Raw genomic sequence first — 15,052 nt, 5'->3', positions numbered from 1 at the left:
AATAAGAAAACCCGCTCGATATTTGAGGCTACTGAAAAAGTATATTTATAAAAAAGAGGAATAGAATTATTAAATTCTATTCTTCTTTTTTTGTATTTTTCTTTATGCTGAATCAACAACAAACTTTAGGTCTAAGTGAATATAGTTCACTTTACGATTTGATAGTTCCCCAAGATAATTTATTAAGAAAAATCAATGACTTAATAGATTTTAGTTTTATTTATGAAGAACTTTTAGATAAATACTCCATAGATCAAGGTAGGACAGCTGAATGCCCTGTAAAACTTTTCAAGTACCTATTATTAAAAGTGATTTACACTTTATCAGATGTTGATGTGGTAGATCGTTCTCGTTATGACATGTCTTTTAAGTATTTTTTAGAAATGCTACCTGAGCAGGGAGTAATCAATCCAAGTACCTTAACAAAATTCCGTAGGCAACGTCTTAAAGACACCAATTTACTAGATTTATTAATTAACAAAACCGTAAGTATTGCTGTCGAAAAAGGAATCATCCGTTCGGGTTCTATCATTGTTGATGCTACGCATACTTTATCCAAATCTAATCCATCTTCAGCTATTGATATCTTGCGAGAAAGATCAAAACAACTTCGAAAAGCTGTTTATACCTACAAGGAAGATTGGAAACATAAAATGCCTACTAAAAACGATTGTAATGATTTAGAAAAAGAAATGACCTATAGTAAAAAGTTAGAAACTTTACTTGAAGCTTCCCCAACAATTAGCGAAGTACCTTTTGTAAAAGAAAAATTGAACCTATTAAAAGAATCTATCGATGATATAGAACAACACCAACAAGAAGTTGTATCTAAAGATATGGATGCTAAAATAGGACACAAGTCATCAGATAGTTCCTTTTTTGGATTTAAAAGTCATCTGGCCATGACACAAGAAAGAATTATCACAGGAGCCGTTGTTACTTCAGGCGAAAAAGGAGATGGACCTATTTTGCCAGAACTTATAGCGCAAAGTCAAAAAAATGGAATAGCTGTAGATACAGTTATTGGGGATGCAGCTTATTCAGGCAAGAAAAATTTAGAATTAGCCAAAGAAAAAAACATTCAAATAGTAGCAAAGTTAAATCCTGCGATTAGTCAAGGATTCAGAAAAAAAGAAAATGAATTTGATTATAATAAAGATGCAGATATGTTTGTTTGTCCTGCTGGACATCTAGCAACAAAAAAAGCAATTCAAGGCAAGAAGAATACTCAGAAAAATCAAGTAATCACCTATTATTTTAATGTCGAAAAATGTAAAAACTGCCCTTTAAGAAAAGGATGTTATAAAGAAGGAGCTAAGTCAAAAACATATTCGATATCCATAAAATCAAAAATACACCAAGAGCAAATTGATTTTGAAAAAACAGACTATTTTAAAGAAAAATCAAAGCATCGCTATAAGATAGAAGCTAAAAATGGTGAACTAAAAAATGTTCATGGTTATGGAAGAGCTACCTCGTATGGTATTGAAAATATGCAAATGCAAGGTGCTTTGACCATTTTTGCTGTAAATCTTAAAAGAATTTTGAAATTAAGCTAAGAACGAATAGTTCTAAAACTAAAGCCTATAAAAAGGCTATAAACAACCTCTTCAAACTCTTTTAAAGTCTCAAAAATTAACCCAAAAAAGTATTGAAATAAAAAAAGAGATTCAACATTTACATGTCAAATCTCTTTTTGAAAAACCTTTTTTACAAAATAAGCATACTTTGTCAGTAGCCTCCGATATTCGAGCGGGTTTTTTGGTAAAAAGTGTTATTCAAATTCAATTTTAACAACACTAGCGAATGTGTTGAGCTTGGAGGTGTTTGGGTATTTAATGCTAAAACCATAACCGTCTAAATCGTATTCAAGAGTTTCTTTAGTTTCTAATAGCGATACATTCTTAATTTTTTGATTTGGAAAATACCTGTGTTCAGCCATTAAATAATACTTCTCAGTCCATCCTTGCTTAGGTACTCCTAAAGAAAATAAATACAATGTTTTTTTGTCTTTAGATTGTGTAAATCTAATATCAGAAGCTGTGTATTTTACGGTAGCACTTTGTCCACCGTGTTTTCCAGAATCAGCCTTAGCGTTACCAAAACCATACATAATCCAAGGACGTGTATTAAAGATCGCTTCTCCATGAATATCAAACCAAGCACCCATTTCTAGTAAAATATCTTTTTGTACCTGTGGAATACTACCATCAGCTTTGGGAGAGATATTAAGTAAAACCACACCGTTTTTACTAATCACATCAATAAAGTTTCTAATGACCAGAGCGGTAGGTTTATAAGTTTGCCCTTTAACATAGCACCAAGATTTGTTGCTCAAGGTAATATCTGTCATCCAAGTTTTTTCGGTAACATCTCTTTTACCTCCTTGTTCAATATCCTTAACACCAATATGTTTAGGAATATCGTTTTGCTTGTATGCTATAACTACTTCTTGATTGTTACTAGCACTTTTATTCAAATAATTAGCAACCATTTTAAATCTTAAATCTTCAGGAATAAAATCTAACCAAGAGTCAAACCAAATAATATCAGGTTGGTATTGGGTTACTACTTCATCAATCTGATCATACCAATATTGATGGAACCAATTTTTATCTACATTACCATATAACTTTTTTAATTCTGTATTGATAGTAGATGTATGCCAATCTTTATTGTAGGTAAAATGACTAGCAAAGCCTTTTACTTTTTTATTACTGTAGCGTTGTAAGTTTCTTGCATGATGAAATGTTGTAATAAACTTCATTCCTTCGTTCTTTATTTCTTTTTCTAATAAACCTGTAATATCTTTTTTAGGCCCCTTGTTTTTTGCATTCCAAGGATTTACTTTACTATCCCACATTGCAAACCCATCATGATGTTGAGCCACAGGTCCAGCAAATCTAGCTCCAGCTTTTTTAAAAAGTTGAGTCCATTCTTTAGCATTGAATTTTTCTGCTTTAAACATGGGAACAAACTCGTGGTAACCAAATTTAGATTGATCTCCATACTTGGCTTTGTGGTGTTTGAAATATTCGGAGTCTTTACGATACATATGATAAGGATACCATTCGTTACCATAAGCAGGTACCGTGTAAACACCCCAGTGGAAGTAGATTCCTAATTTAGCATCTTTAAACCACTCAGGAGCGGCTTTGTGATTGTCTAAAGAACTCCAGATGTTTTTTTGCGGTGTTTTTGACTGCTGTGCGTTTCCATGTGTCCATGTTAAACAAAGACAGCATAAAGCAAGTACTTTTAATTTCATCCTAATTGTAGATTTTAATTTAGAAAGTTTTAAAAGTACAGAAAATAGGGGTGTATATTTTTTTTAAAAGGACTCTTATCCGTTAAAAATGGGTGACTTATGTTTACTTTTACCCAAAAATTCGGTTGATTAGTTTTCTACTTGCATTTTTAATTTTCCATTGACCAGAATATCTATAAATATAGAGCGTAGCTTTTTCTTTATTTATCTGTTTGATTATATCTGAATCTCTGCTCATTAAAAAACGTGTTACCTTTTGTACAATTGCTCTTGATCGGTCGTATTTGTTTAAGTCTGGGTTGGGCAATTCTAAAGCTCCATCAAAAACGACAATATTTTTAATAGTATCCATATGATAAACATTTTGAGTTCACTTTAATTTACGGAAAAAACAAAATATTTACAAGAGGATTAGTGCTTAATAATCTTTAGTGTTTTCACTACACCATTGTTTTCTATTTGTAGTATATATAAACCTGATTGTAATGAGCTTAAATTAAGAGTATTTCCAACCGCTTTTCCGCTTTTAACTTTTCTTTGTTCATAATCAAACAATATGTAGTTAAAGTTTTTAGGGAAGTTTTGTATTTCTGTAAAGTATATTACAGGGTTAGGACTGGCAAATACATCTAACTCTTTTTGAGTTGTATCTACAACACGATCACAGGCTTGGTCTATTAGCGGCTGTAGGTCGTCTCTGTCAAATTTTTTCTCATAACCGAGCTCTTTAGATTTTTCTAAATACTCGCAAGCAATGTCATAATTTTTTAGATCTAAATAAATTTCTCCTAGATATTTCATCGCATAGGAATTGTCTGGTTTTATTTCTAAAGCTTTGTTCAAAAATTTAATTCCTTTGTCTGTATCTCCTAATTTATGACTAAGGTATCCTTCTAAAGTGTTTAGTTCTTTATCTGATGCACCATAGCCACGGGTATATAAGCTTCTTTCGTGAGCTCTAGCAGTGTTTAAATATTCCTGAGCCGTTTGGTAGTTACCTAAATCTGTGTGAGCAATACTCATAGCCCAGTTGGCAAAGGAGTGTTTAGAGCCTCTTTCTAGTAGTTTTTCTAAGTAATGAATTCCAAGTTTGTATTGCTGAATAGAAACTAAATATCCTCCTAGGTTATAATCATAAACAGCATCGTTTGGTTTGTGCTTTTTAGCCAAAAACCTGTAGTGAATTGTTTTTTCTTCTTGTTCATAAGAGCTATATAGACCTCCCAAAACATTGTAAATAGAAGCTAGAGTTTTGTTTTTACGTAATAATCCAATCGAATCTGTTTCTTTATCTCTATATTTTTCATAGAATTTTTTTAGCCAAAGGAAGTCATGTAGCGCAAGCGTATGATCTCCAAGTAGATCTCTGGTATGAGCTCTACTGTAGAAAGCTGAGAAAGAGTATTTTCTTTTTAATCTTTTATTTAGTTTTTCTATTTTCTCATACCTTTTTAAAATAATGTCCTTATTCTTTAGGGTATAATGTTTAATGTGGTCTACTCTTTCTATTAATTTACCATTGTTAAATTTCCAAGATGTTGTTTTCTTTCCTTTTGTATCTAGTTTGTAGCACAAACCATGAAATTTTCCTTTTTCATTATAATAGAATATTTCACTAGGTTTTCCTGTTCTATCATAAGATTTTAGGCTGTCAATTTTAGAATCCAATCCGTACCATTTTTCTATAGCCAGAACACCGTCTCTATAAAAAGTTTTTTTAGAATGTCCTTCTTGGGAAAAAGAGGTAAAGCTTACAACAAAAGAAATTATTACAAGGAATTTTTTCACGATTTTTTTTCTTTAAAAATAGATATTTATCAATACTATATAAAGATAAAATCAGAAAAAATGTTTTTATTTCTTAGCAACGAGTAACATATGAGGACTAAAAGACAACAACTCTTCGTTTTCTTCGGTTACTTTTAGTAATTGGTCTAAGTTTTTTTTGTTTTTATTATTTAGCATATTGGCAAAATAGTCTTTGTCTAACCAAATCATTCCTTCAACAGCAATTAGATTTTGTATTTCTAATTCTTGACTTAAGAATTCTTGCTTTAGTTCACTTGGTTTATGATAATAAGCTTCTGCCAAGAGCCAAGGATATTCACTAGGGGGGGTGTGAATTCCTGTAGTTAATTCTTCTTTGCACATTTCTAAGAATGGCTTTTTATGAACCAAACCTTGCATTAAACCAGCAACGGTAGATGCTGCATGGTTGATTGCAAATCCTAAAATAATTCCGTCTTTTTTTAATACTCTTTTGGCTTCTGCTATAGTCTGTAGGCGGTCTTCTTCTTTTTGAAGGTGGTATAAAGGACCATGAAGAATTACAAAATCAGCACTATTGTTTTTTAGATCTAGTTTTTGGGAAGCACCTTTTAAAACTTTGAATTTGTTTTTAAGCTTGTCCGATCTTTTTTGAGCCAATACCAAATGTTTGTCCACAGGTTCTATCATGGTAACAGCGTGGCCTTGTTTAGCCAACCATTCGGAATATTTACCTGTTCCACCACCTACGTCAATAATGGTTGCTTTTTCTTTGGGTAAATATCTATTGATTAATGATTTGATACGCTCAAATTCAAACACACCCATTCCTTTTTCTAGGCGTGACTCTTCTGATGCTTTGGTATAGAAAACATCGATATCTCTACTGATTAAATTTTTCTTCATGTAAGGTTTAATTCCATGCTAAGGCTTTTCGCTCAGACCAATATTTTTTAGGCTCCAAAGCTAAAAATTTTAAAGCTTCAATTTCATCCAAAGTGAGCTTAAAATCCAAAGCTTTTAAGTTTTCTGTTAATTGTTGCTTAGAGGCAGCACCACTTAAAACGATAGAAGGGTTTAGAGAGTCTATAACGTAACGAATAGCAATAGCATCTATTCCTACATTGTATTTTGTAGCAAGATCTAAAACTAGATTTGGAGTATTGGTAAAAACACGACCATTGGCTAGTGATTCTTTTATTATTACTTTTTTGCCTTGTTGTACTAGCTCCGATAATATTTCAAGAGTATTTTGGGCAAAAATATTGTAAGTAACCTGAAAAGCATCAAAAAGAAATTGTCCTTGGATTTTTATAGCGGCAGCTTCTTTTAGAATTTCTGCCTGATTAGGACCACTGCTTGTTAAGCCAATTAACAGGCCTGTTTCTTCTTTAATTTTGGAAAGTTTTTTTAGTACTTTTTGATTTTCTAAAACACCGCTGTCGAAGGTAGCAGAATGAATTTGATATACTTTTAAGGCAGGTAATAAATCTTTAGAAATTTCCCACTGTTCTAATAGTTTGTCTATACTGTGTTCTTTAACCTCGTGTGCCCCTTTAAAATTCAATTTCCAGTTGGCCACATAGGTATATCCCCATTTGGTAGCCAATTGCGAATCGGTATGTTTTCTGGTGTTTTGCCATTCTTGTAAAAAAGCTTCCCCTTTTCCATAAGACGGAGCTGTATCAAAATAACGTATACCTAATTTGTAAGAAGTATCTAACATTTCTAAAGCGTTAGCTTTAAAAGCGGTTTCACTTTTATCTATGTCTTTTTCTTTTCGAATGTTAATATATTCGGGTCTTCCCAATGCAGCTAAGCCTAATCCAATTTTTGTCATGTTCAAATTTACCAAATTAAGGTTTCAAAAATGTAAAAAAATATTTAATTAACACTACTGGTCTTTAAGCTGTTTTAGCAGCATCTTCTTCCATTTCCACCATATTGTGCTGCTCTAAATTGCTCTGGAGTTTGTTTGGTGTATTTTTTAAACAACCGTATAAAATAAGAGTCGTCTTTGTAGTTTAATTTAATCGGTTAAGTTTTTAAACAGAGTGGGGGTTTTCACGCTGTTTTTTGTTTTAGTTTGATTTTAAATAGCAGTAAATAAGAAAAGGCTTTCGTTGTTGGTTGCAATACTCAATATATTGTATAAAATAAACGAGTAAAATGCAAGAATTCCCCACAGACATAGATTCTATTTACCAAAGAATGCACTCTATAGATCCTACTAAATATGCTAGTTCTAGAAATTATGTAGATGGAGCAGTAACATACTTAAGTCCTTATATTTCTAGAGGAGTTATTTCTACGAAACAAGTTTATCAAGAAATAAAAAAGCTAGAGTTGCCCTGGGGAAGAGCGGAAAAGCTAATTCAGGAATTGTCTTGGAGGGATTATTGGCAGCAAGTTTGGCTGGCAAAAGGAGATTTAATTTTTACAGATTTAAAACAAGCACAAACAGGAGTTAATCATTATAAAATACCCAAAGCTATAGTAGAAGCTAGGACAGGAGTTAATGTTGTTGATGAAGCTTTAGAGGTACTGTTTACTACGGGGTATATGCACAATCATATGCGAATGTACGTGGCTGCTATTTGTTGTAATATGGGACATACTCATTGGTTAGAGCCAGCAAAATGGCTGTATAGTAATTTGTTAGATGGAGATTTGGCAAGCAATCATTTAAGTTGGCAATGGGTAGCTGGAGCATTTTCTAACAAGAAATATGTTGCCAATCAAGACAATATCAATAAGTACTTTAAAACCAGTCAAAAAGGAACTTTTTTAGATATTCCTTACGAAGCTTTTGATACTATGGAAGTTCCCAATATTTTAGAAGAGGTTGTTTCTTTTACTAACAAACTAGAGTTTCCCAATGTTGATTCTCCTATTTTAAATAACCGTAAAAAAACATTGGTTTATAATTATTACAATATAGATCCTAGTTGGTATTTTGGACAAGACGTGCAACGAGTTTTCTTAATAGAGCCTACGTTTTTTAAGAACTATCCGGTGAATCAGCACTGTTTAGATTTTGCATTGGAATTGACCAGTAATATCAACGAAATTCAATTTTTTGTTGGAGATTTTTCAGACCTATTAACTAAGGTTGATGAGCAATATATAATTTACAAAGAACATCCTACGAATACACATTACAAAGGAAAACAAGAAGCTAGAGATTGGATGACAAGTGTTACAGGGTACTATCCTTCTTTTTTTAAATTTTGGAACAAAGCAAAAAAAGAACTGTAAAATGAGAGGAGTTAAAAAACAGGAGCTACCAACAAAACGATGCTTGGTTTGTAGAAAACCTTTTGCATGGAGAAAAAAGTGGGAGAAGAATTGGAATGATGTGAAGTATTGTAGTGAACGTTGCAAAAGAAATAAAGTAAAGGCATGGCTAATCAAGTAAATATAATTTTTCCACATCAGCTTTTTAAAGAAAGTGAACTTATTAATAATGGACATGTAATCTATTTGATAGAGGAGGCATTGTTTTTTACCCAATATAAGTTTCACAAACAAAAAATAGCTTTTCATAGAGCTACTATGAAGTGCTATGAGGATTATTTGTTAACCAAAGGCTTAAGGGTTTATTATATAGAGTCTAAAAATGAATTGTCCGATTTGTTGAATTTTTCTACAGAAGTAGCAAGTAAAAATATCGAAGCGGTTCATTTTATAAACCCGATTGATGATTGGTTGGAACGTAAAATAAATAAAGTTTTTAAAGAGTGTACGTTAAAAAAATACGAGTCTCCTAATTTTCTCAATTCCCAATTGGAGGTTGATGACTATTTTAAAAAAGATAAGAAATCCTATTTCCAGACAAACTTTTACAAAAAGCAACGAAAAGACTATTGTGTTTTATTGGATACTGCGGGAGAACCTTTGGGAGGAAAATGGACTTTTGATAGCGAGAATAGAAAAAAATATCCAAAAGGTAAAACTCCACCTGCAATTCATTATCCAGAAGTGGGTGCTTATTGGGAGGAAGCAGTGAGTTATGTGAAAGAAAATTTTGCTGCTAATTATGGAACAATAGACAAAGCACCCTACTATCCTGTAGATTTTGAAACGTCTGATACTTGGTTAGAGCAGTTTTTGGAGTATCGTTTTTTGGAGTTTGGAGTTTTTCAGGATGCTATTGTAAAAGAAGAAGTTTTTATGCATCATAGCTTATTATCTCCCCTAATAAATGTAGGGATTTTATCACCTAAAGAGGTAGTAGATAAAACGATAACTTATGGCCTTAAAAATGATATTCCTATGAATTCTATAGAGGGGTTTGTAAGACAGATTATTGGTTGGAGAGAGTTTATAAGAGGTGTTTATGTGGCGAAAGGTAGTTTTTCTAGAACTCGAAATTTTTGGAATTTTAAAAGAAAGATACCTAAGAGTTTTTATAATGGAACAACAGGAATAGTTCCTGTAGATATTGCTATAAAGAAAGCACTTAAAACAGGATATTGTCATCATATAGAGCGTTTAATGGTATTGGGGAATTTTATGTTATTATGTGAGTTCGACCCCGATGAAGTTTATCAGTGGTTTATGGAGTTGTTTGTAGATGCTTACGATTGGGTAATGGTGCCCAATGTATATGGAATGAGTCAGTTTGCAGATGGAGGTGTTTTTGCTACAAAACCTTATATAAGTGGCTCTAATTATATAAAGAAAATGAGCAACTATGGAGCTGGAGACTGGCAAGAAATTTGGGATGGCTTATTTTGGAATTTTATTGATAAACAAAGTGATTATATTAAAAAAAATCCACGTTTATCTATGATGTATCGATCTTTTGAAAGATTATCTCCAGAAAAAAAAGTAAATCATTTAGAAAATGCTGCTAAATTTTTAGAGCGTTTAGATTCCCAATAAAAAAAGATGTTATCCTGTAGGATAACATCTTTTGTGTTTTTAATTAAAAAAACGACTGCTTATTTTACAGCAAAAGGTTTTACACCTTTTTTGTTGATGATTTCTTTCCAAGTAGCTCCAACAGGTCTTGTAGATACAATTAAATGGTAGTTTTCACCTTTCTTAATTTCTCCATCCTTTTTTGTCAATCTTACTTTAACCGTTCCAGAACCAGTTTCAACAGATTTTCTTCCACTAGCAATCTCTTCTTTAGTTTTGATGTCTTTAATTTGAACAGCAATTAATCTCTTGTCTAAAGCAGTATAATTAACTTCAACAAAAGCTACTCCGTTTTTATTTACTTTAACAGAAGAAACATTTACAGCTACTACATCTTCTTTGGTTTCAACAGGTGTCTCACCAATTGTAAAAGGTTTTTTAGCTTTTTTGTCTAAATTATCTTTCCATTTACCACCTACAGGCATTATAATAAGGTTTACTTCGTAGTTGTTTCCGTCTTCAAAACCACCTTTTCTGTTTAGTTTAATGCTAACAGCTCCTTCTCCTTTCTCTACTTTTACTTTTCTTCCAGCAATCCATTCTTTAGATTCTGAGTTTTTAATTGATAGCATAATCTCTCTATCATCACTTGCAGTATAATTCACTTTAAATTCTAAAGGTCTTGCGTTTGCTATACTTGTGTTATCATCAGCAAAAGAAACAGCATCTTGAGCAAATAAGTTTACAGACATAAATAGTGCTAAAACTCCTGTGCACACTGCTTTTAAAAACGATTGATTTTTCCTCATTATATTTTTAAGTTTTCGGTTATTCAGGTAAAGTTAGCAGAAGCTAAAGTCTTAATAAAATAGATTTCTAAAGTTTGAGGATTTATCGATACGATTCGGGTATTTAGTTTAAAGAACGGAATTAGCCTTTAGACGTATGAACTATGAAATTAGAGAATTGTTCTAGTAAGAGTTTTAGTTTAGGCTCTATGTAGGTTTTACAAAAAGGTTTGTTCTTGTCTTTTAAGTAGTAGTTTAGTAATTCCTCTCTAGAAGAGTGAAACATTACAAAAGGTAATACCTCTGTGATTATTTTTTTAGGGAAGTCTGGTTGTAATTCTTTTAAAACGGTATTAGATTTTTCTTTTTGTAGTTCATTAAAATAATATATAGCAGAACGGTACTTATTTCTAAATGAGTGGTTAGAGGTGCTTTTGTGAGTTAGAAGATGCACTTCAATTAGAATTTGTAGAGGAATGATTTCTTCGTTAAAGGTTATAATTACAGCCTCTGAAAGGGTTTCATTAGGAGCTGTAGAGGCAATATAGCCTTGTGCTACTTTTTCAACTCCTTTTAACGATTGAAAAACAGCTTCTGTACACCAATGGCAACCACCACCTAAACCTATTTTAGATAACATCATTCAGCTATTACGAAGTTTAAATTATAAATATCCTGATTCACAGTTACTTCTTTTCTTTTTGTAGGGGAGTTTTCTAGGTGTATAGTTCTGTTACTTTTAGTAATTCCTTCTATTTTGTATGCTCCTTTAGCATTGGTAATTCCAAAGTGAATACCACCAGCATTCACAATTATACCGGAAAGAGTTTTCCCTTTTTTAGTGGTAACAGTTCCAGAAATGGTATAAACTCCAACAGGGGATTCAAGTGTGTTTTTAAACCAAGAAAATACTTTTTGAGCATCTTCTAATTGTGTATGCATCCAAAGGTCATTATGCGGATGTAAGTTTTGTCCTTTAGTAGCTTTTTCAATGTCAGGTTTTATATAAGTAAATACTCCATAATTAGTTATTCCGTTTCCATCAATATATTTTTTTCCATTAATACGATTGTTAGAAATTAAAGAAGCTCTACCATTTAAACGTTTGGCTCTAACTTTAGCTGCTGCTCTGTAACTATCCAAGTCTTTAGCCCAGTATTTACCCCATTTGCGTTGTCCGTCGTAGTGGTCATGAGAAAAGAAACCTCTCCAAACATCTGCAATCGTATCGTTATGCAATCCTAAATAGTTTACAGCAATAGCTCCTCTAGAAAAACCAATTATAAAAATCTGACCTGAGTTTCCATTGTATTCTAAGCAGACATCTTTAATGTTTTTTAGGGCATAATCAATAGTGTTGTGTTCGTTCCCCCACCATTTTAGAGATTGTTTATACTCCTTAGTAACATAAGGTAAGCAAATCCATATGGCATCTATATTTTGTGCAATGGCATAACCTAAAGAAGCATCTTTTAAATTACCAGTAGACTGAGTAGGAGGGTAGTAATTTCCTGTATATTCAACAATTACAGGATAGCTCTTCTCCTTGTTATAATTCTTTGGTAAGTATAAGGAGTAAAATAAATCGGTTTTTAAATGTTCTTTAGGAACTACCTTTACTCTTTTCCCTGCCGATGGTTTTTCATTCACCATTGTAGGAGTAATTAACTTTTCTTGCGCATAAGAATTTAGACAAAGAATACTTAATAAAAATATATAGATAAGCTTCATAAATGGTTTTTAAGAACTACAGCTTAACATAGAACATCCTGCTTTGTTTTTAGCCCAATCGGGTCTTTTGGCAAACCATTTTTCGTATTCTGGTTGTTCGTTATATGGTTTTTGTAGCATTGTATATAGCTCGTCAATCAACGAGAAATCTCCTTCGTTCGCTGCATCAATTGCTAATTGAGATATATAATTACGTAAAACATATTTAGGGTTTACCGCATTCATATTTTTAATTCTCTCTTCATCAGACAAAGTTTCTTGAGTCAATCGTTCTGTATATTGTTCAAACCAAGCTTGCCACTCTGTAAGTATTTCACCTGTTAATGATTCGGGAGTGTAAAAAGCTTCTAAACAATCTTCAATCTTCTTGGCTTTTGCCAATAATCTAAAGAAGATGGTCATATCTGTATCCGTTAACTTTAAATTTGTTTCTAGAGCCTGAATTAAGATATAGTCTTGTTTGTTTGGCTTTTGAATTCCAATTTTAGCACACATCATTGCCAAGTTCATTTCTTCAAATTGAACTTTATAGCTATTTAATGCTTCTTCTAGCGGAGTAGCATCTTCTGTTAGTGTATAAAAAGTATTGGCCAATTGATACAAGTTCCACAAACCAATATTGGGTTGTTGGCCATAACGGTAACGTCTATTTTGTTTGTCTGTGGTATTTGGAGTCCAATCTGGATCGTAATTGTCTAACCAACCATATGGCCCATAGTCAATAGTTTGTCCTAAAATGGACATATTATCTGTGTTCATTACACCGTGTACAAAACCAACACGTTGCCATTCAACAATCATTTTAACCGTTGCATTTACAATTTCCTGAAAAAGTTTACCGTAACTTTCTTTGTCATTCTCTTCTAAATGAGGAAAGTGATGTCTAATGGTATAATTCATTAATGCCGCTAAGGTTGCCTTATCGTTTTTAGAAGCAAAAATCTGAAAGTTCCCAAAACGGATAAAACTTTCTGAAACACGACAAACAATAGCTCCTTTTTCATATCCAGGATTTCCATTGTAAAACATGTCTCTTAGTACCTGATCTCCACTAAGAGATAAAGATAATGAACGGGTGGTAGGTACCCCCAAATGGTACATTGCCTCAGCACATAAATATTCTCGTACAGAAGAACGTAATACAGCCAATCCATCGGCAGTTCTAGAATACGGTGTTTTTCCAGCTCCTTTTAATTGTAGCGTAAAAGAAGAGTCTGTTTTTACTTGAAATAAATTAATCGCTCTTCCGTCTCCTAACTGACCAGCCCAATTTCCAAACTGATGACCTCCATAGCACATGGCATAGGGTTCTGTGTTAGGATAAACAGAATTTCCTGTAACTAGTTGTAAAAAGTCTTCTGTGCTTACATCCTTTGGATGAAATCCTAAGGATTTGGCAAGTTCTGTATTTACATGTACTAGTTTAGGATTTTTTGTTTGGATAGGGTTTGCTAGAGAGTAACAAGCATTGTCTACCTGACGGGTAAAGTTTTCTTTATTCGTATCTGCGGGTAATTCGCTGGTAAACGTATTTTGAATATTTAATTTCATGTATGTAGTGGCCTATTTTAGTAAATCGGCATGTATTCTTCTTAATTTATTCAGTTTAGGTCCAACAACAACAGAGCAATACCCTTCTTCTGGATGTTGTTTGTAGTATCCTTGATGGTAATCTTCAGCATCAAAATAATTAACTAAAGGGCTGATTTCTGTAACGATAGGTTCGTCAAAGTATTGTTGTACATTTTTTGTTACTTGCTCAGCTATTTCTTTTTGTTGCTCATCATGATAAAAAATAACAGAACGATACTGTGTACCTACATCAGCACCTTGTCTGTTTAATGTGGTAGGGTTGTGTGCGGTGTAAAACAATTCCAATACCGTTTGGTAGGATATAAGTTCAGGATCATATTCCACACGAATTACTTCTGCATGACCTGTTAATCCAGAGCAAACTTCTCTATAGGTTGGAGTTCCTGGTACATTTCCTCCACTATAGCCAGATACTGCTTTTAGCACCCCTTTTACCTCATTAAAAAATGCTTCTACACACCAAAAGCAACCAGCTCCTAATGTGGCTTGTTCTATTTTAGCCATTATTTTTTGATTAAAGATTCAGAATTAACACAATAACGCAATCCGCTTGGTTCTGGTCCATCAGGAAATACATGTCCTAAATGGCTGTCACATTGGTTGCATTGAATTTCTACACGAACCATTCCATGAGAACTATCCTTAATGTATTTAACCGCATTTTCTTTTACAGGTTGTGTAAAACTTGGCCAGCCAGTTCCAGAGTCAAATTTAATCGTAGAATCAAACAACTCATTTCCACAACACAAGCAATTGTAAATACCAGCATCGTAACTAGTGCAGTAAGCTCCTGTATGTGGCATTTCTGTACCAGACATACGTGTTATTTTATATTGACTAGGGTTTAAGAGTTCTTTCCATTCTTCGTTGGTTTTTTCTACTCTTTTATCTGGGGTTGGATTTCCATTTACCGTAAAATCCATGATATGTTTCCAAGTAAGCATTTGCGTTCGGTTTTGTTTTCTATATAGTAGTAAAATTAAGGAAAACCTTTCTTTAGATGTGTGTTTAAAAATAGTTTGTGTTAGTCAATAATTTT

General features: G+C 32.8%; 16 protein-coding genes. 4 read left to right on the top strand and 12 right to left on the bottom strand.

From position 1 onward, the window contains the following. Positions 1–104: 104 nt before the first annotated feature. Complete coding sequence (locus ACXHHC_RS04115; protein ID WP_458226392.1) at positions 105–1,559, top strand: IS1182 family transposase; 1,455 nt, start codon at positions 105–107, stop codon at positions 1,557–1,559. Between the two features lie 215 nt (positions 1,560–1,774). Here ACXHHC_RS04115 and ACXHHC_RS04110 read toward each other — a convergent pair whose 3' ends face one another. From ACXHHC_RS04110 to ACXHHC_RS04085, 6 genes are all read right to left on the bottom strand, one after another. Beyond that, positions 1,775–3,268 (bottom strand): alpha-L-fucosidase, encoded by a 1,494-nt coding sequence (locus ACXHHC_RS04110; RefSeq protein ID WP_458228386.1) that lies wholly within the window; start codon positions 3,266–3,268, stop codon positions 1,775–1,777. 109 nt (positions 3,269–3,377) lie between these two features. Continuing rightward, complete coding sequence (locus tag ACXHHC_RS04105) at positions 3,378–3,620, bottom strand: hypothetical protein (RefSeq protein ID WP_458228385.1); 243 nt, start codon at positions 3,618–3,620, stop codon at positions 3,378–3,380. 59 nt (positions 3,621–3,679) lie between these two features. Next, complete coding sequence (locus ACXHHC_RS04100; protein WP_458228384.1) at positions 3,680–5,056, bottom strand: T9SS type A sorting domain-containing protein; 1,377 nt, start codon at positions 5,054–5,056, stop codon at positions 3,680–3,682. A 66-nt stretch (positions 5,057–5,122) separates the two neighbouring features. Then, the gene (locus tag ACXHHC_RS04095) at positions 5,123–5,941 is read right to left on the bottom strand and encodes a class I SAM-dependent methyltransferase (RefSeq protein WP_458228383.1); all 819 of its coding nucleotides are present in this window, start codon (positions 5,939–5,941) and stop codon (positions 5,123–5,125) included. 7 nt (positions 5,942–5,948) lie between these two features. Continuing rightward, positions 5,949–6,875, bottom strand: a complete 927-nt coding sequence (locus ACXHHC_RS04090; RefSeq protein ID WP_458228382.1) for an aldo/keto reductase — start codon at positions 6,873–6,875, stop codon at positions 5,949–5,951. Between the two features lie 74 nt (positions 6,876–6,949). Next, complete coding sequence (locus tag ACXHHC_RS04085) at positions 6,950–7,069, bottom strand: AraC family transcriptional regulator (RefSeq protein WP_458229221.1); 120 nt, start codon at positions 7,067–7,069, stop codon at positions 6,950–6,952. A gap of 135 nt (positions 7,070–7,204) precedes the next feature. On the opposite strand from ACXHHC_RS04085, the gene ACXHHC_RS04080 reads away from it, so the two are divergent. From ACXHHC_RS04080 to ACXHHC_RS04070, 3 genes are read left to right on the top strand one after another with little or no spacing between them, the layout of a single operon-like run. Beyond that, positions 7,205–8,293, top strand: a complete 1,089-nt coding sequence (locus tag ACXHHC_RS04080; protein WP_458228381.1) for an FAD-binding domain-containing protein — start codon at positions 7,205–7,207, stop codon at positions 8,291–8,293. A 1-nt stretch (position 8,294) separates the two neighbouring features. Further along, positions 8,295–8,453, top strand: a complete 159-nt coding sequence (locus ACXHHC_RS04075; RefSeq protein ID WP_458228380.1) for a DUF2256 domain-containing protein — start codon at positions 8,295–8,297, stop codon at positions 8,451–8,453. Continuing rightward, positions 8,438–9,922, top strand: coding sequence for a cryptochrome/photolyase family protein (locus tag ACXHHC_RS04070; protein ID WP_458228379.1), 1,485 nt, complete (start codon positions 8,438–8,440; stop codon positions 9,920–9,922). Before ACXHHC_RS04075 ends, ACXHHC_RS04070 begins: the two co-directional genes overlap by 16 nt. Before the next feature lie 59 nt (positions 9,923–9,981). Here ACXHHC_RS04070 and ACXHHC_RS04065 read toward each other — a convergent pair whose 3' ends face one another. The 6 genes from ACXHHC_RS04065 to msrB all read right to left on the bottom strand — a co-directional run bounded on the left by ACXHHC_RS04065 (position 9,982) and on the right by msrB (position 14,957). Then, on the bottom strand, positions 9,982–10,710 hold the full coding sequence (locus ACXHHC_RS04065; RefSeq protein WP_458228378.1) for a hypothetical protein: 729 nt from the start codon (positions 10,708–10,710) through the stop codon (positions 9,982–9,984). Between the two features lie 121 nt (positions 10,711–10,831). Next, the gene (locus tag ACXHHC_RS04060) at positions 10,832–11,332 is read right to left on the bottom strand and encodes a peptide-methionine (S)-S-oxide reductase (protein ID WP_458228377.1); all 501 of its coding nucleotides are present in this window, start codon (positions 11,330–11,332) and stop codon (positions 10,832–10,834) included. Further along, positions 11,329–12,420 carry a hypothetical protein gene (locus tag ACXHHC_RS04055; protein ID WP_458228376.1) on the bottom strand — a complete coding sequence of 364 codons (1,092 nt, stop codon included), beginning with the start codon at positions 12,418–12,420 and terminating at the stop codon, positions 11,329–11,331. Before ACXHHC_RS04055 ends, ACXHHC_RS04060 begins: the two co-directional genes overlap by 4 nt. A 9-nt stretch (positions 12,421–12,429) precedes the next feature. Continuing rightward, the gene (locus tag ACXHHC_RS04050) at positions 12,430–13,971 is read right to left on the bottom strand and encodes a protein adenylyltransferase SelO (RefSeq protein ID WP_458228375.1); all 1,542 of its coding nucleotides are present in this window, start codon (positions 13,969–13,971) and stop codon (positions 12,430–12,432) included. 12 nt (positions 13,972–13,983) lie between these two features. Continuing rightward, on the bottom strand, positions 13,984–14,517 hold the full coding sequence (gene msrA / locus ACXHHC_RS04045) for a peptide-methionine (S)-S-oxide reductase MsrA (protein ID WP_458228374.1): 534 nt from the start codon (positions 14,515–14,517) through the stop codon (positions 13,984–13,986). Next, positions 14,517–14,957, bottom strand: a complete 441-nt coding sequence (msrB, locus tag ACXHHC_RS04040) for a peptide-methionine (R)-S-oxide reductase MsrB (RefSeq protein WP_458228373.1) — start codon at positions 14,955–14,957, stop codon at positions 14,517–14,519. The genes msrA and msrB overlap by 1 nt, the downstream gene beginning before the upstream one ends. Positions 14,958–15,052: the final 95 nt, after the last annotated feature.

The sequence above is a fragment of the Wenyingzhuangia sp. IMCC45574 genome (assembly GCF_054182685.1).
Note: the sequence above shows the minus strand (reverse complement) of the source record. Positions and strands in the feature narration are given on the sequence as shown.